This window comes from Paenibacillus sp. sgz302148 (assembly GCF_056120465.1).
The window spans coordinates 223,865-247,794 of the sequence record NZ_JBVYOJ010000010.1; the positions used below are offsets into that span (position 1 = coordinate 223,865).

18 protein-coding genes are annotated in these 23,930 nt (G+C 53.6%); 15 read left to right on the forward strand and 3 right to left on the reverse strand.

What is annotated here, in order from left to right; translation table 11 throughout:
* The first annotated feature begins 21 nt into the window (after positions 1–21).
* Genes adhE through pflA form a run of 3 tightly spaced genes read left to right on the forward strand, consistent with a single transcriptional unit; the run spans position 22 to position 5,737 of the window.
* On the forward strand, positions 22–2,634 hold the full coding sequence (gene adhE / locus AC0LWM_RS16835) for a bifunctional acetaldehyde-CoA/alcohol dehydrogenase (RefSeq protein WP_474676130.1): 2,613 nt from the start codon (positions 22–24) through the stop codon (positions 2,632–2,634).
* A gap of 45 nt (positions 2,635–2,679) precedes the next feature.
* Positions 2,680–4,971, forward strand: a complete 2,292-nt coding sequence (gene pflB / locus AC0LWM_RS16840; RefSeq protein ID WP_474676131.1) for a formate C-acetyltransferase — start codon at positions 2,680–2,682, stop codon at positions 4,969–4,971.
* A 25-nt stretch (positions 4,972–4,996) separates the two neighbouring features.
* A complete protein-coding gene (gene pflA / locus AC0LWM_RS16845; protein ID WP_474676132.1) occupies positions 4,997–5,737 on the forward strand; it encodes a pyruvate formate-lyase-activating protein in 741 nt (246 codons plus the stop codon).
* 77 nt (positions 5,738–5,814) lie between these two features.
* Here pflA and AC0LWM_RS16850 read toward each other — a convergent pair whose 3' ends face one another.
* Positions 5,815–6,087 (reverse strand): CD3324 family protein, encoded by a 273-nt coding sequence (locus AC0LWM_RS16850; RefSeq protein WP_474676133.1) that lies wholly within the window; start codon positions 6,085–6,087, stop codon positions 5,815–5,817.
* 9 nt (positions 6,088–6,096) lie between these two features.
* The gene (locus AC0LWM_RS16855) at positions 6,097–7,035 is read right to left on the reverse strand and encodes a hypothetical protein (protein WP_474676134.1); all 939 of its coding nucleotides are present in this window, start codon (positions 7,033–7,035) and stop codon (positions 6,097–6,099) included.
* A 258-nt stretch (positions 7,036–7,293) separates the two neighbouring features.
* Here AC0LWM_RS16855 and AC0LWM_RS16860 point away from each other — a divergent pair, with 258 nt between their 5' ends.
* The 6 genes from AC0LWM_RS16860 (at position 7,294) to AC0LWM_RS16885 (ending at position 13,826) form a co-directional block, all read left to right on the forward strand.
* Positions 7,294–7,428: a cytochrome c oxidase subunit 2A gene (locus AC0LWM_RS16860; RefSeq protein ID WP_474676135.1), complete on the forward strand. Its 135-nt coding sequence runs from the start codon at positions 7,294–7,296 to the stop codon at positions 7,426–7,428.
* Between the two features lie 44 nt (positions 7,429–7,472).
* A complete protein-coding gene (locus AC0LWM_RS16865; protein WP_474676136.1) occupies positions 7,473–7,943 on the forward strand; it encodes a cytochrome c oxidase subunit II in 471 nt (156 codons plus the stop codon).
* A 34-nt stretch (positions 7,944–7,977) separates the two neighbouring features.
* Entirely contained in the window at positions 7,978–9,666 is a 1,689-nt protein-coding gene (locus AC0LWM_RS16870) for a b(o/a)3-type cytochrome-c oxidase subunit 1 (RefSeq protein ID WP_474676197.1), read from the forward strand.
* A gap of 243 nt (positions 9,667–9,909) precedes the next feature.
* The gene (locus AC0LWM_RS16875; protein WP_474676137.1) at positions 9,910–11,334 is read left to right on the forward strand and encodes an alpha-L-fucosidase; all 1,425 of its coding nucleotides are present in this window, start codon (positions 9,910–9,912) and stop codon (positions 11,332–11,334) included.
* 369 nt (positions 11,335–11,703) lie between these two features.
* Positions 11,704–12,678: an AraC family transcriptional regulator gene (locus tag AC0LWM_RS16880; RefSeq protein WP_474676138.1), complete on the forward strand. Its 975-nt coding sequence runs from the start codon at positions 11,704–11,706 to the stop codon at positions 12,676–12,678.
* A gap of 698 nt (positions 12,679–13,376) precedes the next feature.
* The gene (locus tag AC0LWM_RS16885; RefSeq protein ID WP_474676139.1) at positions 13,377–13,826 is read left to right on the forward strand and encodes a cysteine dioxygenase; all 450 of its coding nucleotides are present in this window, start codon (positions 13,377–13,379) and stop codon (positions 13,824–13,826) included.
* Between the two features lie 108 nt (positions 13,827–13,934).
* On the opposite strand, the gene AC0LWM_RS16890 is transcribed toward AC0LWM_RS16885, so the two are convergent.
* On the reverse strand, positions 13,935–14,765 hold the full coding sequence (locus tag AC0LWM_RS16890) for a helix-turn-helix domain-containing protein (protein WP_474676140.1): 831 nt from the start codon (positions 14,763–14,765) through the stop codon (positions 13,935–13,937).
* Positions 14,766–15,502: 737 nt separating this feature from the next.
* Between AC0LWM_RS16890 and AC0LWM_RS16895 the strand changes: the two genes are divergently transcribed.
* From AC0LWM_RS16895 to AC0LWM_RS16920, 6 genes are all read left to right on the forward strand, one after another.
* Positions 15,503–16,258, forward strand: a complete 756-nt coding sequence (locus tag AC0LWM_RS16895; RefSeq protein ID WP_474676141.1) for an endonuclease/exonuclease/phosphatase family protein — start codon at positions 15,503–15,505, stop codon at positions 16,256–16,258.
* Positions 16,259–16,364: 106 nt separating this feature from the next.
* Positions 16,365–18,785: a glycoside hydrolase family 95 protein gene (locus tag AC0LWM_RS16900; RefSeq protein WP_474676142.1), complete on the forward strand. Its 2,421-nt coding sequence runs from the start codon at positions 16,365–16,367 to the stop codon at positions 18,783–18,785.
* Positions 18,786–19,010: 225 nt separating this feature from the next.
* A complete protein-coding gene (locus AC0LWM_RS16905; RefSeq protein ID WP_474676143.1) occupies positions 19,011–20,033 on the forward strand; it encodes a phosphotransferase enzyme family protein in 1,023 nt (340 codons plus the stop codon).
* 262 nt (positions 20,034–20,295) lie between these two features.
* On the forward strand, positions 20,296–20,694 hold the full coding sequence (locus tag AC0LWM_RS16910; protein ID WP_474676144.1) for a helix-turn-helix domain-containing protein: 399 nt from the start codon (positions 20,296–20,298) through the stop codon (positions 20,692–20,694).
* 148 nt (positions 20,695–20,842) lie between these two features.
* Complete coding sequence (gene gpmA / locus AC0LWM_RS16915; RefSeq protein ID WP_474676145.1) at positions 20,843–21,565, forward strand: 2,3-diphosphoglycerate-dependent phosphoglycerate mutase; 723 nt, start codon at positions 20,843–20,845, stop codon at positions 21,563–21,565.
* Between the two features lie 93 nt (positions 21,566–21,658).
* Positions 21,659–23,818 (forward strand): S9 family peptidase, encoded by a 2,160-nt coding sequence (locus AC0LWM_RS16920; protein ID WP_474676146.1) that lies wholly within the window; start codon positions 21,659–21,661, stop codon positions 23,816–23,818.
* Positions 23,819–23,930: the final 112 nt, after the last annotated feature.

Consider the following 23,930-nt stretch of genomic DNA (forward strand, 5'->3'; position numbering starts at 1 on the left):
CATTCAAGGAGGATGAGGAGAATGGCGGTCAAAGAAAGCAAACCGGTCATGGAGCGAAACACATCACAGGATGAAGTAAACGAACTGGTGGCCAAAGCGAAAAAAGCGCAAGAGGCCTACCTGCAGCTCGATCAAAGCCAGGTGGACCGCATCGTCCAAGCGATGGCCCTGGCCGGACTGGACAAACATATGCAGCTTGCGAAACTGGCTCACGAGGAAACGGGACGCGGCGTTTATGAAGATAAAATTACGAAAAATCTTTTCGCAACCGAATATATTTATCACAGCATCAAGCACAACAAGACGGTAGGCGTCATCGAAGAAAATCCGCACGAAAATTACCAGATGGTCGCCGAGCCTGTCGGCATCATCGCCGGCGTAACGCCGGTCACGAACCCGACGTCGACGACGATGTTCAAGTCGCTGATCGCGGCCAAAACGAGAAACCCGATCATCTTCGCATTCCATCCGTCCGCACAGCGCTCAAGCGTTGCCGCGGCGAAGACGCTGCTGGAGGCGGCCGTCAAGGAAGGCGCGCCGAAAAACTGCATCCAATGGGTCGAGCACCCATCCGTGGAAGCGACAGGGCTGCTGATGAATCACCCTGACGTGGCGCTGGTGCTCGCGACGGGCGGTTCCGCGATGGTCAAGGCGGCGTACAGCACCGGCAAGCCGGCGCTTGGCGTAGGTCCGGGCAACGTGCCTTGCTTTATCGAAAAAACGGCCGATTTGCAGCAAGCGGTAACCGATTTGATCCTGTCCAAAACGTTCGACAACGGCATGATTTGCGCATCCGAGCAATCCGTCATTATCGAAGAGCCGATTTACGAGCAAACGAAAAAGCTGATGACCGACCTCGGCTGCTACTTCCTGAATGCCGATGAAATCGCGGCGGTATCGAAGCTCGTGATCAACAAAGATAAATGCGCGGTGAATGCGGTCATCGTCGGCCAATCCGCCGAAAAAATCGCTCAGATGGCAGGCATCACGGTCCCTGCACAAACGAAGGTGCTTGTTGCCGAGCTGGAAGGCGTCGGCGAGGATTACCCGCTGTCCGCGGAGAAGCTGAGCCCGGTTCTCGCCTGCTACAAGGTGAAAACGCCGGAGCAAGGCATCGAGCGCGCGGCGCAGGTCGTCGAATTCGGCGGCATGGGCCACTCCTCGGTCATCCATTCCAAGGACAAAGCCGTCATTGCCGCTTTTTCCGCCCGGCTGAAGACGGGCCGCGTCATCGTCAACTCGCCGTCGACGCACGGCGCGATCGGCGATATTTACAATACGAACCTGCCGTCCTTGACACTCGGCTGCGGCTCGTACGGACATAACTCCACGACGGCGAACGTAACGGCGGTCAACCTGATCAACGTGAAGCGCGTCGCTTATCGCACGGTGAACATGCAATGGTTCAAAATACCGCCGAAAGTGTATTTCGAACGCGGCGCTTCGCAATATCTCGAGAAAATGCCGGATATTTCCCGCGTCATGATCGTGACCGATGCAATGATGGTCAAACTCGGTTATGCCGACAAGCTGGAGTATTATCTCCGCAAGCGGCAGAAGCCGGTGCATATCGAAATTTTCTCCGACGTGGAGCCCGATCCTTCCGTCGAAACGGTGCGCCGCGGCACGGCGATGATGGAATCGTTCCAGCCGGACTGCATCATTGCGCTCGGCGGCGGTTCCCCGATGGACGCGGCCAAAGCGATGTGGCTGTTCTACGAATATCCGGAAACGAGCTTCGACTCGCTCAAGATGAAGTTCCTGGATATCCGCAAGCGGGTATACAAATATCCGCGGCTCGGCCGCAAGGCGAAATTCGTCGCGATTCCGACGACATCGGGCACAGGCTCCGAGGTCACTTCGTTCGCCGTCATTACGGATAAGGAAAAAGGGAATACCAAGTACCCGCTGGCCGATTACGAGCTGACGCCGGACGTGGCGATCATCGATCCCGAGTTCGTATACAGCTTGCCGAAAACGGCCGTCGCTGACACCGGCATGGACGTGCTGACGCACGCGATCGAGGCTTACGTTTCCGTCATGGCGAACGACTACACGGACGGCCTTGCGCTCCAAGCGATCCGGCTTGTGTTCAAATATCTTGAGAAATCGTACCACGAGGCCGATCCGGTCGCCCGGGAAAAAATGCACAACGCTTCGACGATTGCCGGCATGGCGTTCGCAAATGCGTTCCTTGGCATCAACCACAGTTTGGCGCACAAGTGGGGCGGCCAATATCATACGGCGCACGGCCGCACGAATGCGATCCTGATGCCGCACGTCATCCGGTACAACGCGCAGAAGCCGACGAAATTCGCATCGTTCCCGAAATACGATCATTTCGTCGCCGACGAGCGGTATGCGGAAATCGCCAGAATGCTCGGTCTGCCTGCCAAAACGACGCAAGAAGGCGTGAACAGCCTCATCGCGGCGATCCGCAAGCTGAACCAGTCGCTTGGCATTCCGGAGAAATTCGCCGACCTCGGCTTCGATCCGAAGGACTTCGAAGCTCGCGTGGACGAACTTGCGGACCGGGCGTTCGAGGACCAATGCACGACCGCGAATCCGCGGATGCCGCTCGTCACCGAGCTTGCCGACGTATATCGCAAAGCGTTCTACGGTCAATTTGAATAGCTAAACAATCCAGTGGATTAACTTCTATCAGGAGGGAGAACAACCATGTCAGTACAAGAAGCGAACGTCAAGCAAGCCGCCCTCGCCGCCGGAACCGAGCCATCGGCTCCGGCCGGCTGGCGCGGCTACCGCGAGGGCAAGTGGCAGAAGCATATCGACACGAAAGATTTTCTGGACCGGAACATATCCCCGTATGAAGGCGACGACGCTTTTCTGGCCGGCCCGACCGAGGCTACGACGGCGTTATGGCGCGAGGCGAGCGAGCTGTTCCGGAAGGAAAGGGAGAACGGAGGCGTCCTCGACGTGGACGTTCATACCGTTTCGACGATTACGTCCCATGGCCCCGGGTATCTCGACCGGGAGCTGGAGAAAATCGTCGGCTTCCAGACGGACGCGCCGCTCAAGCGGTCCGTGCAGCCGTTCGGCGGCATCAAGATGGTGGACGACGCCTGTGAGGCTTACGGCTACAAGCTGCCGGAGGACATGAAGCGGCTGTTCACGGACATCCGCAAGACGCACAACCAAGGCGTGTTCGACGCTTATACGACAGAGATGCGCGCGGCGCGCAGGGCAGGCATCATTACGGGGCTGCCAGACGCTTACGGCCGAGGCCGGATCATCGGCGACTATCGTCGCCTTCCGCTGTACGGCGCGAACCGGCTGATCGAAGCGAAGAAGCGGGACTTGCTGCAGCTTGAAGTGGGCGAGATGAACGAGGACGTTATCCGCGCCCGCGAGGAGCTGTCCGAGCAGATTCGCGCCTTGCAGGAGCTGAAGGCGATGGCCGCAACGTACGGCTTCGACGTATCGGAGCCTGCGGCTAACGCCCGCGAAGCGGTGCAGTGGCTTTACCTCGCCTACCTTGCGGCGATCAAAGAACAGAACGGGGCCGCGATGAGCCTCGGCCGCGTCTCCTCCTTCCTCGACATTTACCTCGAGCGGGACATCGCGGAGGGGACATTGACCGAGGAGGAAGCGCAGGAGCTGGTCGACCATTTCGTTATGAAGCTTCGCTTCGTCAAGTTTCTGCGGACGCCGGACTATAACGAGCTGTTCAGCGGCGACCCGACATGGGTGACGGAGTCGATCGGCGGCATGGCCCTGAGCGGCCAAACGCGCGTAACGAAAACGTCGTTCCGGTTCCTGCACACGCTCTACAATCTGGGGCCGGCGCCAGAACCGAACTTGACCGTGCTCTGGTCCGAGCAGCTGCCGAAAGCGTTCAAGAAGTTTTGCGCCAAAGTATCGATCGAAACGAGCTCGATCCAATACGAAAACGACGATCTGATGCGGCCATATTACGGCGACGATTACGGAATCGCCTGCTGCGTGTCGGCGATGCGGATCGGCAAGCAAATGCAATTTTTCGGAGCCCGGGCTAACATGGCGAAGGCGCTGCTGTACGCGATCAACGGCGGCGTCGACGAGAAGCTGGGCGTCCAAGTCGGACCGGCGGCCGCGCCGATCACCTCCGAGGTGCTGGAATACGGGGAAGTCATGAAGCGCTACACGGTTATGTTGGAATGGCTCGCCGGACTGTACATGAACACACTGAACGTCATCCACTACATGCATGATAAATACTGCTACGAGCGCCTGGAGATGGCGCTGCACGACCGGGAGATCGTGCGGACGATGGCCTGCGGCATCGCCGGTTTGTCGGTTGTCGCCGATAGCTTAAGCGCGATCAAATACGCAACCGTTAAGCCGATTCGGAACGACAAAGGCATCGCCGTCGATTTCGAGATTACGGGCGAATACCCGCAATACGGCAACAACGACGACCGCGTCGACGATATCGCGGTGGAGCTGGTCGAGACGTTCATGAATATGCTGCGCAAGCATAAGACGTACCGGAACGCGGTACCGACGATGTCGGTGCTGACGATCACGTCCAACGTCGTTTACGGCAAGAAGACCGGCTCGACGCCGGACGGACGCCACGCGGGCGAACCGTTTGCGCCGGGAGCGAACCCGATGCACGGCCGCGACCGGATGGGCGCGCTCGCATCGCTCGCGTCGGTCGCCAAGCTGCCTTACGAGCACAGCCTCGACGGCATCTCGAACACGTTCTCGATCGTGCCGAAGGCGCTCGGCCGCGAGCCGGAAGTGCGAGTCAGCAACCTGGCGTCGCTGATGGACGGATACTTCGCGCAAGGCGCGCACCATCTGAACGTCAACGTGTTCAACCGGGAGCAGCTGCTTGACGCGATGGAGCATCCGGAACAGTATCCGCAGCTGACGATCCGCGTCTCCGGATATGCCGTCAACTTCATTAAGCTGACGCGCGAACAGCAGCTCGACGTCATAAACCGAACGTTCCACGGGGCGATGTAACAGAACAACACAAGGGGGATTCCGTATGATAGGCCGTATTCATTCCATGGATACATTCGGTACCGTTGACGGCCCGGGCATACGCTTTGTCCTCTTCCTTCAGGGATGTGCGCTGCAGTGCAAGTATTGCCACAACCCCGACACCTGGGATACCGGTACGGGCACGCCGATGAACGTCGACGAAGTCTTGGAACGGATCAAACCGTATGTAGACTATTACCGCCGTTCCGGAGGGGGGATTACCGTAACGGGAGGCGAGCCGACGCTGCAGGCGCCGTTCGTTGAAGCGCTGTTCCGCGAAGCGAAGCGGCGCTTCGGCCTCCATACGGCGCTCGACTCGTCGGGCTTCTGCGAGCCCGATCACGCTTCCGGCTTGCTTGAGGCGACCGATCTTGTCCTGCTCGACCTGAAGCTGATGGACGCGGACAAGCATGCGTGGCTCACCAGCCAGCCGAACGAGCGTATCCTCCGTTTCGCCAGACGGCTGTCGGAGCTGCGCAAGCCGATGTGGATTCGCCACGTCGTCGTGCCCGGCGTTACGGATCACGAGCAGGACCTCCGGGCGTTAGGCGAATTTATCGGCAGCATGCAATCGGTGGAGAAGCTGGAACTGCTGCCGTACCATCGCATGGGCGTTTACAAGTGGCAGCAACTCGGCCGAGCCTATGAGCTAGAAGGTGTTCCGACGCCGGGCGACAAGGAGATGGTCCGGGCCATGCGGCTGGTAGAACAAGGCCGTCAAGCAGCGGCCCAGCCGAAAGCTTGAAGGAGCACCGCACAGACGATATGAACGATGAAAGCGGCAATCCGGGAATGATTTTTTTCATCCGGATTGCCGCTTTTTTACTCTTCGATAAGCTTTTCGTAAATAATTCCACGAATTCTTTCTTCACTCAGGCTGAACATGACGGCTAATTGTTTGATCGGGACACCGCCGGCGTGTTTCCGCCTAATTTCTGCATTCCGCATTTGAAACTCGTCTTGACTTCCTGTTGAAGTCCCCCACGGCTGACGGTTCGATTGTGGAATGTATAAATGCTGCCCTGCCACGTATTTTTGGATTTCTTCGATTAACTCCTTTGGCAGTACATCCCGGGCATTCACGTATTTTTTCATCGAATCACCCTATACGCTTTTTGTTAACCGCAATGAATTCAGTTCTTCGAGGCCGTCATTCGTGAACCCTTCTGCCGCCATGGCCGCAAATACGTCGAAATGGTTTAAAGTCATTTTGGTCATCACATGCTGTACGTTTAACTGTTTCATCGACTGAAGAGCTGCTTGAAGCAACCGCTTTTTATCGGATGCATTTACAACATGTTCAGGTCTGAAATGGAGCCCGAATGCGCTTGCGTGAAGAATGGATTCCTCCGGGGTAGGGCGATATACATAGACTTCGTAATACGCAATACCTGCGATTTCTCCGGTTGCTTGATCTCGAGTGCAGAGGACGACCCGGTTCCTCCGCTGCCCGGAAGGGAACTGTCTAATGAACAGTTCGGCCATCTCATCCTCTCCGTCCTCGAGCAATAGATTATATATTTCATTTGTCTCCATATCGGCAATAGGTTCAATATCCGTTGTGTCCAAAGGGTCTGGGGCGCTCCAGCTCTCCAAAGAAAGCTGACATGTAATATAGCTGTACTCATCGGAAACAAATCCCAAGCTTTCCAAAAAAGCGATTTCTTTATTTCTGACCTGCCCGAATTTTGTTCTAGCGAACGCAAGCAGTTTATGTCCTTGATTGGATTGTACGTAAGATCCACAATTTTCAACCAATGCAGTCAAGGCCGTTTCGTACCCTTCTAAATATCCGTAATTTAAATATCCGTTTTTTAACATTGTTGTCAAGCGGACATGGGTTACCGCAATGAATTTCCCATCGCAAACGGCGACATAAGCTTTTTGTTCGGCATATTGATTTTTCAACTCATCCGGAGAAAAGATTACACTACATACCGTGTTTTTAAAATGTCTGCTAAAAGTGTCGTTCATTAGCTCCAAAAGGTAATCAAAATCATCGTTCTCATTAACTTCCCTTATGGTTGGTGAGTGTTGGTTCACAAAACCATCTCCTTATCCTTCGTATTACCTTCAGTATCAGGAATATTGACCAAAAAAGAAATACTAAGGTTTTTTATGAAAAATATCCGAATTGAAGCCATGCAATGCTGAGTCTTTAGCAATGATGTTGTCACAATGTAGTAACAATGGGGCTAACCTTTCTGTGATATCGCTCACAGTAGCGGCGCGGATTTCGGCGTACAATGGCAGCATGAATGAGCGAATCAGCCACCCGCCGGGAAAGGAGAGAGTCGCAATATGGCCGATAAACGCAAGGAAAAGTCCGGAGAAGAGCAATCGCTCAAAGGGACATTCGTATCCGTCATGCTGCTGGGAGGATTTTTGGCGCTGACCTGGATCGGCGTATTTGTTTTATTCATCGCCCGCAGCTAATGGTTCGGCATCGTAAACGAACATAAAGGGGAGGAAACAAAAAGATGCATTTACATCGTTTGGAGAAAATATGGCTCATCTTCGGGATCGGGATGCTTGTCGTGTTTTTGTCCGTCATCGGGGTCAGCGCGTTTGCGATGGGCATGGAACCGCCGACCGGGGACCATCATACGATCAATCCCGAGCGGGTCACCGAAACTGCGCCTTTTGACAAGCCGGGTCTGGAGAAAACAGGCGATCACGAATATACGGCAACGATGGTCGCGTACGCGTTCGGCTACAATCAGTCCGAGATGGAAATACCGGCAGGCTCGACGGTGCATTTTCAGGTAACGAGCACCGACGTTGTCCACGGCTTCGAAATTCCGGGAACAAACGTCAACATGATGGTCGTGCCGGGCGAGGTCAACCACTTGACGCACAAGTTCGACAAGCCGGGCAAATACTTGATTTTGTGCAACGAATATTGCGGGATCGGCCATGAGTACATGTCGACGACCGTAATCGTTAAATGAGGGGATGAAGGCGATGGCAATCGCAAACGCGAATATGAAGCTCGTAACGGAGCAAACCGCGCCGAAGGAACGAGCGGAGCAGAAAGAACAAAGCTTTGACCGCAAGGATGCATCGCTCGTGCTTGCGCATATTTTGTTCGCCTTCGGGGCGCTGCTGCTTGGCGGCATTGCGGGCGTGCTGCAAGGGCTCGTCCGGGGCGGCATGATTACGCTGCCCGCAGGCATCGGATATTACCAGCTGCTCACCGCGCACGGCGTGTTAATGGCGCTTATTTTTACCACCTATTTCATCATCGGGTTCCTGATCTCCGGCGTGGCGAAAACCGCGGGCGGCCAACTGCTGCCGGGAGTCCGTAGGCTCGGCTGGATCGGCTTCTGGCTTATGTCGGTCGGCACCGCGATCGGCACCGTCATGATTCTGCTCAATCAGGCGACGGTGTTATATACGTTCTATGCGCCGATGAAAGCTTCGCCGCTGTTCTACATCGCGCTTGCTCTAGTCGTGATCGGCAGCTGGATGAGCGGCTTAGGCATCTTCACCCAATACCGTTGGTGGCGCAAAAACCATCAAGGCAAAATGTCGCCGCTTTTCACCTTCATGGCCGTCGTAACGATGCTCTTATGGATCATCGCGACGCTTGGCGTGGCCGCAACCGTCGTATTGCAGTTCATTCCGTGGTCGCTAGGTTGGGTCGATACGATCAATGTCATGGTGAGCCGGACATTATTCTGGTATTTCGGCCACCCGCTCGTATACTTCTGGCTGCTGCCGGCTTATATGTGCTGGTATGTCGTCATCCCGAAAGTCATCGGCGGCAAAATATTCAGCGACGCGCTGGCGCGCCTGTCGTTCCTGCTGTTCCTGCTCTTCTCGATTCCGGTCGGCTTCCACCACCAGCTCATGGAGCCTGGCATTTCCTCGACGTGGAAATACATTCAAGTCGTGCTGACGTTTATGGTTATCGTGCCGTCGCTCATGACCGCGTTCTCCATGTTCGCGACCTTCGAGCTGTACGGCCGCTCCCAAGGGGCGAGAGGCTTGTTCGGCTGGGTGAAGAAGCTGCCATGGAAGGACGTCCGCTTCTTCGCTCCGTTCATGGGCATGCTCGTCTTTATTCCGGCCGGCGCAGGCGGCATCATCAATGCGAGCAACCAGATGAACCAGGTCGTGCACAATACGCTGTGGGTGACAGGCCACTTCCATCTGACCGTAGCCACAAGCGTAGCGCTGACGTTCTTCGGCGTGACGTACTGGCTCATCCCGCACATCACCGGCCGCGTGCTGACGCGCGAGCTGAACCGACGCGGCATTGTGCAAACGGTCGTCTGGCTGATCGGCATGCTGTTCATGTCCGGCCCGATGCACACCGTCGGCTTGCTTGGCGCACCGCGCCGTACGGCCTTTACGACGTACAACGATAGTCCCGAAACCGTCATGTGGATGCCGTATTATGTCGCGATGGCGATCGGCGGCACGATTCTGTTCGTCGGGGTCATCCTAATGATCTGGAACGTGATCTCCTTGCTGCGTTCGCCGAAAGGCGTTACCGAATACCCGGTCGGCGAAACCGCCGAAACGGCGGAAGCGACGCCGAAGCTGTTCGAGCGTTGGGGCGTATGGGTCGGCATCCTCGTCGTGCTCATCCTGTTCGCTTATACGATTCCGTTCGCGGATCTGCTGAACGGCGACGCGTTCGGCTCGAAGCCTTGGATTACTTGGTGATTATGTGGCAAAGCGCTTCTCCCGTTCATGCGAACGAGCGAGAGGCGCTTTTTACGTTAGGCCGCTGTTCTACGGACTCTTTCACCTCGGATCAGGACTATATGTGATTTTTTACAAGCGTAAATTGCTTTGAATCGTACATATTCACCTTAGTTTTGTGCATTGTGGTGGCCTAGCGGTTTCAGTATAATGCAGAGGACTATATCATAATCTTCGCGTGGATTTACTAGGGAGGAACTTAGGATGAGCTTGAACGATATCATTTATAAAGCCGCCAATGTGAAGCCTTCGGAGCGTCAGCTCGCTCTGCAGGACATGGAATTTTATTCGTTTGTCCATTTTACCGTCAACACGTTCACGGACGAAGAATGGGGGCATGGAACCGAGAGCCCTTCGATCTTCAACCCGACCGAATTCGACGCCGATCAATGGGTACAAGGTTGTCTTGCCGCAGGGATGAAAGGGCTCATTCTGACGTGCAAGCACCATGACGGCTTCTGCTTGTGGCCAAGCCAATATACGGAGCATACGGTCAAGAACAGCCCATGGAAAAACGGGCAAGGCGACATCGTGAAGGAAGTCGCGGATGCTTGCCGCAAAGGCGGCATCAAGTTCGGCGTTTATTTGTCGCCATGGGATCGCCACGAGCCGACCTACGGCGATTCGCCGGCTTACAATGCGTTTTTCGTGAACCAGCTAAGGGAGCTGCTGACGAATTACGGCGATATTTTTTGCGTCTGGTTTGACGGCGCCTGCGGCGAAGGCCCGAACGGCAAACGCCAAGTGTACGATTGGGACGCTTATTACTCCGTCATTCGCGAGCTGCAGCCGAACGCGGTGATCAACGTGTGCGGACCGGACATCCGCTGGTGCGGTAACGAAGCGGGCCATTGCCGCAAATCGGAATGGAGCGTCGTGCCGGGATCGCTTAGAGACAACGAGAAGATCCATTCCGAATCCCAGCAGGAGGACAACGCCGAGTTCGCGAAGCGCTACAGCTCGGAAGACGAGGATCTTGGCAGCCGCGCGATTATTCAGCACGAGAATAATTTGATCTGGTATCCGGCGGAAGTCAACACGTCGATTCGCCCGGGCTGGTTCTACCATGCTTCACAGGACGACCAAGTGAAATCGCTGGAGCAACTCATGCACGTTTATTACGGATCGGTCGGCGGCAACGCGTCGTTCCTGCTCAACATCCCGCCGGACAGGCGCGGCCTGTTCCACGAAAACGACATGCAACGGCTGCAGGAACTGGGTGATACGATCCGCCGCATTTTCAGCAACGATCTGGCGGCGGGCGCAACCGTCACCGCTTCTGAAACGCAGAGCGGCCATGAGGCGGCCAGCATCGTCGACGGCAATCCGGACACGTATTGGGCGCCGAACGAAGGCACCGAGCAAGCGACGATCGAAATCGAGCTGGCGCAGGAAGCTTCGTTCGACCATATCGTGCTGAAGGAACACCGCATGAGTCAACGGGTCGAAAGCTTCACGATCGAATACAAAGCAGGCGGCGAGTGGAAGCCGCTGCTCTCGAACACGATCATCGGCCGCAAGCGCATCTGCAAGTTCGACGAAGTTACGACCCGCAATCTCCGCGTAAACATTACGGCATCCCGCTGGTGCCCGACCTTGGCCGCGATCGAAGTGTACTCGAGCAAATAAGCGAGAAGAAGGACCGAAAAAAGAGCCGAAAGGCTCTTTTTTTGCATGTATCGGAAAGGTCTAGTTGTCAGTGCAGCTTCGAAGCCAGGCTCCGCTTTGCGGGGGGTTCTTTTGCGTTCCCGGAACAATGGCCCGGTGCGGAAGATTGCGTAATATTATCCAAAAATCGCGGACAATTAACAAATTTATTGAAATCGAAAAAAAGTATGCTAAAGAAAATAGGTTGATTATTCAAACCAGTCGGGGAGGTTGATCATTCTCGTACTATATTTCAACAATGCCGAACAAAAATCCCAATGTTCCCTTTTGCAACCCTTTATACTTAAGAATAACAGGTGATGGAGGTAATAAGCCGAAAGGAGTGTTTCCATGATTCCGTTCGTTGCCAAAGCGGAACAAGTGCTGTACTACAACGGCTACCGGTTTTTTTATTCGGGGCGGGAAATGAGCAGCAATCTCCCTTGCAAAATATACAGCATCAATGAAAATTTCGAGTCGGTTACGGAAGATTATTACCACGACTATATTCAAATTTTGTATGTGAGCAAGGGGGAACTCATCCATTGCGTGAATAACGAGAGGCACAAGATGGTGAAAGGAAACCTGTTCATTATTCCGCCTTTTTCGGTACACCGCATCGAAACGACGCCAGGCAACGGGTACGAGATCATCGGCTGTGAATTTATGCCCGATTTCATCAACGACCGCTTTGGGCAATTGCCATTGCAAAACGATTTTTTCGACTACGCCTATCTGGAGCAGTTTCTGACGACGGAGGACAAGGTCAAGCCCAAAATTACCTTAACGGACAACGTCGACTACCAGGTCAATCAATTGCTGCGCGAGATGAACCGGGAATTTAACACGCGCAAGCCGTATTACGAGCTGATGATTAAAGGCAACCTGCTGAAGCTATTGTCCATTATCATTCGGGCCTACCGGGAAGACGAAGTGCGGGAGATGATCGATAAGTCGGATAAATTCCGGCCGCTCATCGCCGCCGCGATGGATTATATTCATCAAAACTATAACAAGGAGATCCGCCTGGATCACGCATGCAAGATCGCTTTGCTCTCGAAAACGCGTTTTTGCGACTTGTTCAAGCAATTTACGGGCAGAACGTACAACGATTATTTGATTGAACTGCGCATCGAGAAAGCAACCGAGCTCCTCACGCGATCGGATCTATCCATAACGGAAGTTTGCTTTCAGGTCGGACTTGGAGACGTGACGTATTTCTCGCGAATGTTCAAGAAGTATACGGGCGTGTCGCCTTCTTACTATAAGAAGCAAGCTGTCAGAGTCAAAACGAATTGCGAGGCGAAGACGGTTGGTCAACAATAGTGAGGCGTTCAGTGAATATATTCCCCAGGGGAGGACGATATGTATTCGTTCCTGAAAGGGACGTTCAACGGGACATGATTGATCGGCAATCATGATGAATCAAGAAAACGGCGTATGCCGTTTTTTTGTTTTAATATCTTCGTGGAGGGGGCTTCGAATAGGAGCTTTTTTTATCCCGAATATTTCTTTACCCATGACTGTCTCCACTCTAGGAATGGCAAGGGCTGAAGTTCCTCTAAAGTTTTCCCGTCCAATGACCAGTATCCGCCGTCGGAAACATCGTCATGGGGAAATGCTGTGAGACAATTTGTTTCTCCGACAATTCGTGACGTTCCGTACAACCTAGAAGGAAAACAAACAGTAGGATGGAACAGAAACGCTTCAAACGATCGCCCCCCGATACAATGCTTATGTTTTAACAAACGAAGCATCTTCAAAATAGGTTGCGAATATTTGGAAATACAGAGCGTGATGCCGTAACCGTTTCCTCCTCCCGATCATACATTGGAAGAGTGATCTGCATATTCCATGAGCAATATATAAGTTTTTTTTATGGAAAACCAAAGGTTTTGTAATAATATCAGATCTTTGAAAGACTTCTTTCCAACAGGCAAAAGCAAGTTTCGGCGGCTTACTTAACAAAGGAGGAGCAAGAGGATATGACATTGCAGGAATGGATCAAGGAGAATTTAGACAGGATGGGAGAAAAAAAACCGCAGCAGCTGCGGAAAGTGATCGAATCGATTCAGTTCACGGATGAATTCATCCAAAAATCCGTCACGGAACCGAAGGAGCTGCCATACGGGAAAAATATGCTGCTCAAGACGGACGATATCGAGGTCGCCGTCATCCACCTTCCCGCTTACGGAGAAACGTTCGTGCACGATCACGGGGAGTCGATCGGCTGCGCGATGGTGCTGGAAGGAGAAATGATCAACACGGAATACGCGCTGAACGAGCGCGGAATACCGTCGGTCATTTGCGAGAGGCGGATCGGCAAAAATGGGTTCTTCTACGCTACGAAGCATCAAATTCATAAGATGAGCAATCCGAACCGCAGCAGGGCGGTCAGCTTCCATATCTATACGCCGAACTTGAACGGCTCCCGGAAATATGACATGGCCGAAGCGCTGGTATATTCGATCTGAAGAAATGGGATCGGCATGGCCGGCATCGCCGGTTGCATAGCATAGCCCATGATGAACGATGGGACGACGGAATGCGGGTATTCCCGTGACGCATCGTGGCACTTTTGTCTACGGCCGCACGGCCTTGCGGTAATCTGAAGGGGTGAACCCGACCCGGTTACGGAACGTCCGGCTGAAATAGTGCAGCTCCATGCCGACTTCGGAGGCGACTTGCGTAACCGAAAGTTCGGTGCCGAGCAGCAAGGACTGCGCCTTCTTAATGCGCAGCTGATTCAAGTATTGCAGCGGAGGGATGCCCAGCATGCTGCGGAACAATTGGCTGAAATAATTCGGATGCAGGTGGACGATCTTGGCTAGATCGTCCATCGCAACCGGTTCCGCCAAATGTGCCTCCATGTAACGGACGACCGATTCCATCTTGTCCAGCGTCAGCGACCCTTCCAAAGGAACATGTTCCATGCCGCCCTGCTCGAAATAGCAGTACAACAAATCGAGCAGCAGCGCATTAACCTTCCAGACAGCGGTCGCTTCTTCTTTGTAATGATAGCGGACAAGCTCCGCGAACAGCGCCTCGATCCGTTCAGGTTCATGCATCGTCAGTAAAATAGGCCCGCGAATCAATTCAAAGATGCTCAAATCGCCGACGGCAGCGGAGAAATGGCACCAATATTTATAGTACGTATCGTCGCTGATCGTCCCATGCGCCTGCTGCACGCCGGAAGGGATAAGCATCAGATCTCCCGGCTTCGGATCGTAACCGACGCCGTTAATCGCGATTTCCCCCTCGCCGCCAAGAAAGAAATAAAATTTATGGTAGTCCGGCACATACCCTGAATTCCCCCAATGGCGCGGTACTTTGCTGAGATCGGCCATAAGGACGTTGGTTTGCATGTTGGACATGTATTGTTTTAATAACAGCGCTTGATTCATCGAGTTCATAGCGGATCTCCACGGGATTCGTTGTCGTTTCCATTATACCTTATCCCGTACAGATTCGGAACGAGCGTCCGTTTTGTTGTCGACGACGATTTTTAGCGGTTTTGTAGCAATCTTTTGAATGGCTGGAACATTTGCCGCCTTTTGGCCCCATTCAAGCGACGTCTTGACATCCCAATAGCGGTGGCACCTAATCCGCCTATGGCCAATAAAGACCAAATTGTTCTACGCCTATTCGTACCGTTAAATAATGAAGCAATCCATTGCACAGGAATCACCACCTTGTTTTTTGTTAGACAGCAGTTTTTATTGTGCATTTGAATTCGCTTCAACATTCCGGTTAACGATTCCCAACCAACCGCACAATCCAATCCTTCAAAATCACGATTTTATGGGGGAGTAAGATACGGGGGGATTTATTGGGTACATAAAAGGCTTGATATTCGACAACAATACAACAATATTGCGAAGCACTACCAACCGGAGGTCAACATTGCCGCAAATTGACGCAAATTTGCTCAAAAAAGCAGAAGCGGCAGCGACCATCGCAAAAGAAATGTTAACGTCGGCGATCGAACAATCGGCAGCCAACTGCAATCGTCCATTCTAACTTCGCAATCGCAATCGCAACAAAAAAATCAATGATCGTTGAATATAGCTGAACATTGATGCAAAATAAGACTCTAACACTTGTACGGCGGTTAGAGTCTTTTCATTGCGGGGCGAAGGGGGAATCGGCGTTGAAATTCAAGGTCATGACATTCAATATGCACCACGGAAAAGGAACCGACGGCAAGTTGGATTTGGAACGTACCGCCGGCATGATCGAAGAGAACGGTGCGGAGCTTGTCGGATTAAATGAAGTGGACCGATGCTTCATGAGGAGAAGCGCTTATGTCGATCAGGCCTCATGGCTCGCGGAAAGGTTAGGGATGTACTTTGCTTTTGGTGAGACGGTAAGTTTTCGACCTAGGAAGGGCATGACGGTTAGGCAATACGGAAACGCTTTGTTGTCCCGTTATCCGATTACGTCGGCTCACAATCATCCGATGGATTTTTATATCAAAATCATTGAAGGACGTGCCCTTCTGGAAACCGACGTACTCATACACGACCAGCCGGTGAAAGTTTATGTTACGCATCTTAGCCTGAACCCGTTGCTGCATAAAAAACAAACGGAATATATCCGAAACAAAATCAAAAACGGCCCGCAACCGGCTATTGTGATGGGGGACATGAATATGCGGCCGGGGACTGCCAGGTGGAGGCAAATGTCATCTCATATGACCGATATATGCTATGCCGCAGGAAAGTCGCCATGCTGCACTTTTCCGTCGTTTCGTCCGATCTTTCAATTGGATTACGTGTTTGCAAGCTCCGCAATCGAAATCGATACTGTCGAAGCCGTGCGGACAATCCCCTTCGCATCGGATCATTTGCCGCTGCAAGCGACATTGTCGGTTGGGAAAGAAAGCTACATACAAACATTACAGTGACTAATTCTTCATTTTGTACAAAAACAAATAAGAAATATGCATATGGTTCGGCAGCTGCGGTTGTTACAATTACTTCCGAATAGCATGGAAGAGGGGAAGCAGCCGAATGAAAAAGAGCAGAAAGGAAGGCAGGCGATTATGGTACCGTTCGCCTGCACCGCAATGGGATCACGGCATGCCGATCGGCAACGGCCGGTTGGGTGCGATGATATTGGGCGGTATCGTCAAAGACGTAGTGCCTCTGAACGAGGAAACGATATGGAGCGGCGGCCCGATGGATCGGAACAATCCGGAAGGGCCTGCTCATTTGCGCGAAGTGCGCCGGCTGCTGCTGGAGGGCCGATTAACCGAAGCGGGGGCGCTCGCCGAGGAGACTTTGATCAGCAAGCCGAAGCGGATCAAGCCGTATGAGCCGTTAGGCGAGCTCGTCATGGAATGGGATCGCTTGGATGATGTGGAGGCGAGCGAATATGAGCGCGAGCTGGACCTGGAGCGTGCGGTCGCATGTATGAGCTTCCGCGCGGGCGGAGTGTCGTACCGCCGCGAATATTTCGCCAGCGCCGCGGACGGGGTCATCGCGGTGCGGCTCACCGCCAGCGAGCCCGGCGCGCTAACGTTCCGCGTCTCGCTTGCGCGCGAACGCGATGCCGCCTGCACCGTCGCCGGAGCCTCGCGGCTTGCCTTGCGCGGCCGCGTTGACGGCGGCGCCGGGCTCGCCTTCTGCGCCGAGCTGGCGGTCGCCGCGGAGGGCGGCACCGCTATAGCCGCGGACGGCGCAGTCGTCGTCTGCGGAGCCGATGCGGCGACGCTGCTACTGAGCGCGGCGAGCGATTTCCGCGGCGGCGACCCGCAAGCGGCGTCGCGAGCGACGCTGGAGCGGGCCGCGGCGCAGCCGTACGCGCAGCTGCTGGATGCGCACGTGCGCGATTACCGCGCGCTGTATGCGCGGTGCGAGCTGCGGCTCGGCGAGCTTGAAGCCGCGTCGGGCATCGGCGCAGGTCAGCCGGGAACCGGCGGGCAGCCCGCACAGCTGCCGACCGATGAACGGCTGCATCGGATGCAGCAAGGCGGCGAGGATGCGGGGCTGGTCGAATTGTACTTTCAGTTCGGCCGCTACCTGCTAATCTCTAGCAGTCGACGAGGAACGTTGCCCGCCAATCTGCAAGGCATTTGGAACGAGAGCATGACGCCGCCGTGGGAGAGCGATTTCCACCTGAATATCAATTTGCAAATGAATTACTGGCATGCGGAGACGTGCAACCTTGCTGAATGTCATGAGCCGTTGTTCGATTTTATCGAAACGCTTGTCGAACCGGGCAGGCGAACCGCAGAAGTGCATTACGGCTGCCGCGGCTTCGTTGCGCATCACATCACCGATATATGGGGCTTTACGACGCCGGGAGCCGCCGTTCGCTACGGCCTCTGGCCGATGGGGGCGGCGTGGTTATGCGCGCATCTGTGGGAGCGTTATTCGTTCTCGCGGGACGTTCGGTTTCTACGTGACAAGGCGTACCCGATCATGCGCGAAGCGGCGCTGTTCTACCTCGATTACCTGCACGAAACGCCGGAGGGGCTTTTGCTTAGCGGACCTTCGATTTCGCCGGAGAACGAATACATTTTGCCGAACGGCGAGAAGGCGGTTGTATGCATGGGCCCGTCGATGGACACGCAGCTCATCCGCGGCTTGTTCGGCCAATGCATCGAAGCCGGCGAACGGCTTGGGTTGGACGCGGAGCTGCGCGCGGCGTGGTCGGATGCGCTCGGCCGCCTGCCGGAGCAGGGCATCGGCAAGCACGGCCAGCTGTTGGAATGGTTCGAGGACTACGAGGAAGCCGAGCCCGGACATCGGCACATCTCGCATCTGTATGCGCTGCATCCCGGGGATGCGATAACGCTGCGGCATACGCCGGAGCTGGCGCAAGCCGCGCGGCGCACGCTGGAGCGCCGGCTTGCTTACGGCGGCGGCCATACGGGCTGGAGCTGCGCGTGGATCGTCAACTTCTGGGCGAGACTTGCCGACGGGCAGCAAGCTTATGCGAACGTATTAACGCTGCTGCGCAAATCGACGCTTCCGAGCTTGCTCGACCTGCATCCGCCGTTCCAGATCGACGGCAACTTCGGCGGTACGGCGGGTATCGCCGAGATGCTGCTGCAGAGCCACGCCGGCGAAATCGAGCTGCTGCCCGCGCTACCGGAGGCGTGGCAGGACGGCGAATTTACCGGCCTGCGCGCACGCGGCGGCGCCGAGCTCGATCTCGTCTGGCGCGGCGGCCGTGCCAGACGGCTCGTCCTGCGGGCGGATGTCGACAACGCTCATCGTATCCGCATACCGCAAGGGCAAAAGGTGGTCAGCATTTTATGCGACGGCACCGATGCCGGGATTCCGACCGAGTCGGAGTGCCGTAGGCTAATCGTATTGCCAGTNCGACAACGCTCATCGTATCCGCATACCGCAAGGGCAAAAGGTGGTCAGCATTTTATGCGACGGCACCGATGCCGGGATTCCGACCGAGTCGGAGTGCCGTAGGCTAATCGTATTGCCAGTGGCGGCGGGACAGCGTTTTGAGCTTGCTTTTGCGTAGATGATACTTTTCAAGGCCTTTCCCGATGGATGCGGGAAAGGTTTTCTTTTTGTCGGGATCGGGCGTTACTCCTTGGGATTGTTTTTGTATATTACATTCTTCCCGTACTTCTTGATCAATGAAGTCTGATAAACTAAACGAACAATCGACTTAAGGAGATCCGATTCCGCATGATACCAGCCATTCAAAAGCAGTTCACCGAGCAAATACGGCTTGAAGCGATACAAAGATACGGCATTCCGGCAGATCAAGTCCGTTCCGTTGGCGGTTTTGAAAGCTTTGTTTACGAGTACAGGAAGAACGGCAAATCATATATTCTCAAGATCACGCACACTCTGAGAAGGTCGATTCCATACATTTTAGGCGAAATCGAATGGCTGAACCATTTGGCGGACCAAGGACTGTCCGTTTCCCGAGCAGTTCCCTCAACGAGAGGTCAAATGGTAGAAGAGATCCCGGCGGGACAAGGCTCGTTTCTGGCGATTTCTTACGAAAAAGCGCCGGGAACACCGATCACAGCCGAAGTTTGGGATGAATCGCTTTTCGAAAAATGGGGGGAACTACTGGGGAAAATCCACCATGCTACCAAGGAGTATACGTTAAGTTCCCCGGCGTACAAACGCCAGGAATGGGAAGATGAAGAACAACTCAAAGCCGATAAATATCTTCAGCCCGGCGACGTGATGAAACCTCTTGTAAAGCAAAGAATGCAACGGCTTCATGCCTTGCCTAGAACGAAGGATACTTACGGGCTCGTCCATGCGGATATCCACAATCGAAACTTTTACTTGCATGAAGGAATCATCCATCTATTTGATTTTGACGATTGCAGCTACACTTATTTTGTTAACGATATCGGGATTGCGTTATATTATGCATTGTGCTTCCCTCCCAGGGAATTCGAGAATAAAGCGGAATACTGCACAACGTTGTTTCGCTGTTTTATGAAGGGTTATTTGGGAGCGAACACGGTGACTGAAGATGAGATCGCCTATTTGCAGGATTTCATTAAGCTGCGTCACACGCTCAACTATATCATTTTTCACCAAACCAACGATGTAACCCGATTGAACGAAGAAGCCAGCCGGTTGCTGAAACAGCATCAACGTGAAATTGAAACGGAGGATCCGATGATACCGGTCGATTTCGTGCACGAGTTTCGGGACATTCAATCCCGTTTCGCAAATATCTAGTAACCAAACAAACAGAGAGGGACCGGCGCATTGCGCTGTTCTACTCTTTCACCAAACGAAAAAGCCCGGATTCAGCAAAAAAGAAATAAGGACTATCGTAAAGCCGCGGGAGAACGCGGTTTTTTGTTTTTGGTCGGAAAACGGAGGTATAGAACAACTGCCTTCAACCAGCAGTTGAATACATACAACTTTGCTTATGTTGTCAGGCAATACCACTTATGTAATGATGAAAGCAATACATTACATTAAAGAAGGTGGCCGCATGCAGGATGTCAATAAAGTGAATGAGCGCATAAGAACGCTACGAACCGAACGAAACTGGACGCAGCAAGAACTGGGAGATTTATTGGGCGTTACAGCACAAGCCGTTTCCAAATGGGAAACCGGGCTTGCTACCCCGGATATTGCCCTACTGCCGAAGCTTTCCGCATTGTTTCGTTGTTCGATCGATTCGTTATTCGGAACTGAAAAAGTGATCGGCACGAGAGACATCGTAACCAGAGTTGAAGGTAGGCCGGGAGTGCGCTGCTCTTTTTGCGGCATGCATCAGGATGATGTTTGGCGACTTATTAGGGGACATGGAGCATACATCTGCTCGGAATGCGTGGAAATGTGCGGAGACATTGTGAGCAACATGAAAAAGGAAGAGGGGATCCGATGAACAAAATCATGTATACCCGTTCTGGCGAATCGGGAAATCCACGTTGGCCCGCAGCGGCAACTTGAATAACTTGACAGGTGTGGTAAAATAGTAAAGAAGAAACAGTCCGTCACATCCAAACATCATCGTTCTGGAAGGGGGATGTACAATGATCAAAATTGTACTCATCCGTCACGGACAAAGCGTGTGGAATCTGGAAAACCGGTTTACCGGCTGGACCGACGTCGATTTGTCCGAGCAAGGTCTGAAGGAAGCGAGGCAAGCGGGCGAAATTTTGAAGAATAACGGGTATGCGTTCGATGTAGCCTTTACTTCACTTCTCAAAAGAGCGATCCGCACGTTATGGATTGTGCTGCACGAAATGGATTTGATGTGGATTCCCGTACATAAATCGTGGATGCTGAACGAGCGGCATTACGGCGCGCTCCAAGGACTCAACAAAGCGGAGACGGCCCGGCAGTACGGCGATGACCAAGTTCAGCTGTGGAGAAGATCCGTTGACACTCGGCCTCCCGAGCTGGAACCAAACGACGCTAGATACGAGGCTTCAAGCCCGAAGTATAATGGCATCAAGGTTCCGCTTACGGAAAATCTTCTCGACACGGAGCAACGCGTCGTGGCCTACTGGAACGAACATGTCGTACCCGTTCTGAAACAGGGCAAAAAAGCGATTGTCTCGGCGCACGGCAACAGCTTAAGAGCATTGATCCAATATTTGGACAACGTCTCCGGGGACGGCATTGTCGATCTGAACATTCCGACCGGCACGCCGCTTGTCTACGAGCTTGACGACAATTTGAAGCCGATTCGGCATTATTATTTAGACATGGACGGGGAAATCCCGGAAGGCGTTATTCCGAAGCATTTTTAAATAAGGTGGCATAAAAAACCAGTCGAACACATCTTGGATGTGTGTCGGCCGGTTTTTTTTGTTATAAAAAAATGAATGTAGGAGGTTATTTGCATGTCATCTTTATCCATCGAAAGCTTGATACAAATGAAAACCCCGGCGATTGGCTTGCCGCCGCGATTATCGCCGGACGGGCGATGGTTGTCGGTCACGCTTTCCTCGTCCAGGCCCCACTCGGGTTCGAAAGGAGTTTCGTCGGTAAATGCCGGGTGCTCGCAATGGCTGTACGACTTACGGCAAAAAACTGGATTTGAAATCATCCCTGATCCCCATTGCAGCAGTTGGTCCGGGGTATGGTCGCCGAGCGGGAATAAGCTCGCTTTTTATTGCGATTTGGGCGGCGAGGCAGGCATATGGATTTGGAGCGAAGAGACGGGAGCAAGGCGAGTCGGCGAGTGCGTCGCTCGCCCTTTTTATGGCTTCGAGTACCCGGTATGGACGCTTGAAGGCGATGCTCTAATCTTGAAGGCGATGCCTTCGGAAGAGGTCGATGAATCGGTGTTTGGCCCGCCATCGATAGAGCCCCGTGGAATCGATCCGATTTCGGTGTATAGATCGGAAAAGGGGCAAACGGCGGACTCGGATGCTTCGCCGCTTACGTTTGTGAACCGCTACCGGGCGGATATTGTCAAAGTCAACATCATGTCGGGGGAGATTCAAGTTCTCGCCGAAGGCCTCCACCCTATAGAAATGGCGATTTCGCCTGACGGTACGATGCTGGCCTTTGCAAGTAGGGCTGTCCAAGAATCGATGGGCAGTCAACAATTGACTTACGACCTATGGGTAACGCCGATTCATTCGACATTAACCGGAAGTCCCCGATGTATTGCGCAAGGCGTAAAAATGGAGCATCCCACGTTCGCTTGGGTCGACGACCGGTCCATCATCTACACCACTTCGGGGGCGCTCGCTGATGGGGGTTTGTGGGCGGTATCCGTCCATACCGGGGCGTCTGCTCCTAGAAGGCTGGCTTATTCGGAGAAAATACAGTTTCATCCGCATTGCCCGCCCATTCCGTTGCGAGATGGCGACGTTCTTTTGTTAGGACGGAGGCGTTTATGGCATTATCACCATCAGACGGGTGATATCACGCAGGTTGAGCCGGAGTGGGATCATCATGTGATGAACATTGTTTCGGCGCCAGTCACCATGGATGAAACGTGCGTTATCGTTCAAACTCTCGAGCCTGGAGAGATGCTGTGCGGCTTTTACCGGGTTGATCTTTTAAGCGGACAGCGGGAATGCATTTTGGAGCAGCCGCGGAAGATTTATTCGTGGATGGTCGGGGGAGCGACAATGGGCAGGGTGGATGACAAAGAAAAATTGATTTATTTTGCCGAGTCCGAAAATGAGCCGGTGTTCGCAGGCATGCTGGATATGGAGACGAAACAAATCGAGCTGGCGTGGGAGCTCAATCCGGGCATTCCCTCGGACCGTTTGAGCTCAGTCAAGCTTTTGCAATGGCAGCTCGGAGATGTGCAAGTGAAGGGAGTATTGATGCTGCCTAACAGGGTCAAAGGACCGGTTCCCGTCATCGTTCGGGTTTACGCTGGAGAGAGGATGTCGGAGCGGCTTCGGTATTTCGGATGCTCGCCCTTCTCGCTTGAAAATCATCATCTGTTGACCTCGCATGGCTATGCCGTATTTCTACCCGAGGTGCCCGTTACGGGAGACGAACCTGCCGACGCGATCGCAAGAGGGTTAGATGCCGCGATGCAGGCGCTCGTATCGCATGCCGAAATCGATTCGGAACGAATCGGCATCATCGGTCATTCGTTCGGCGGATACAATACGATGGTCGCGATTACCCGTCTACGCTGGTTTAAAGCGGCGGTCGTTTCGGCCGGTTTTGCGAATCTAATCAGTAAGGCGACACATTTTGATCCGCGGGCGCAGGATTATTTTTTTGGATATGTGGAAGGCGGGCAGCCTGGCCTTCAAGAGACGCTTTGGCAAAATCCCAAAAAGTACGTACGCAACTCGCCGATCTTCGAATTCGATCGCATTCAAGCGCCTGTGCTCATCCTGCAAGGAACGGAAGACGAGGTTTGCTCGGCTCAGGCGGGACCGATGTATGCCGCTCTACGCAGGCTCGGCAAAACCGCCGAATACGTGCTTTACCACGGGGAAGGCCATGCCCCGATCGGGTGGAAGGAGACAAACAAGAAAGATTATCTTCGGCGAATCTTAGATTGGTTCAATACCCATTTGTGATTGTTTCGTAAATGCGACGGGCATGCATCGTACCCTAGGGGAAAGCGAGCGTTTCAGATGTGCGCTCATGACAATATCGTGTTACCCGAGGCAAATATATTGTTATATTCAG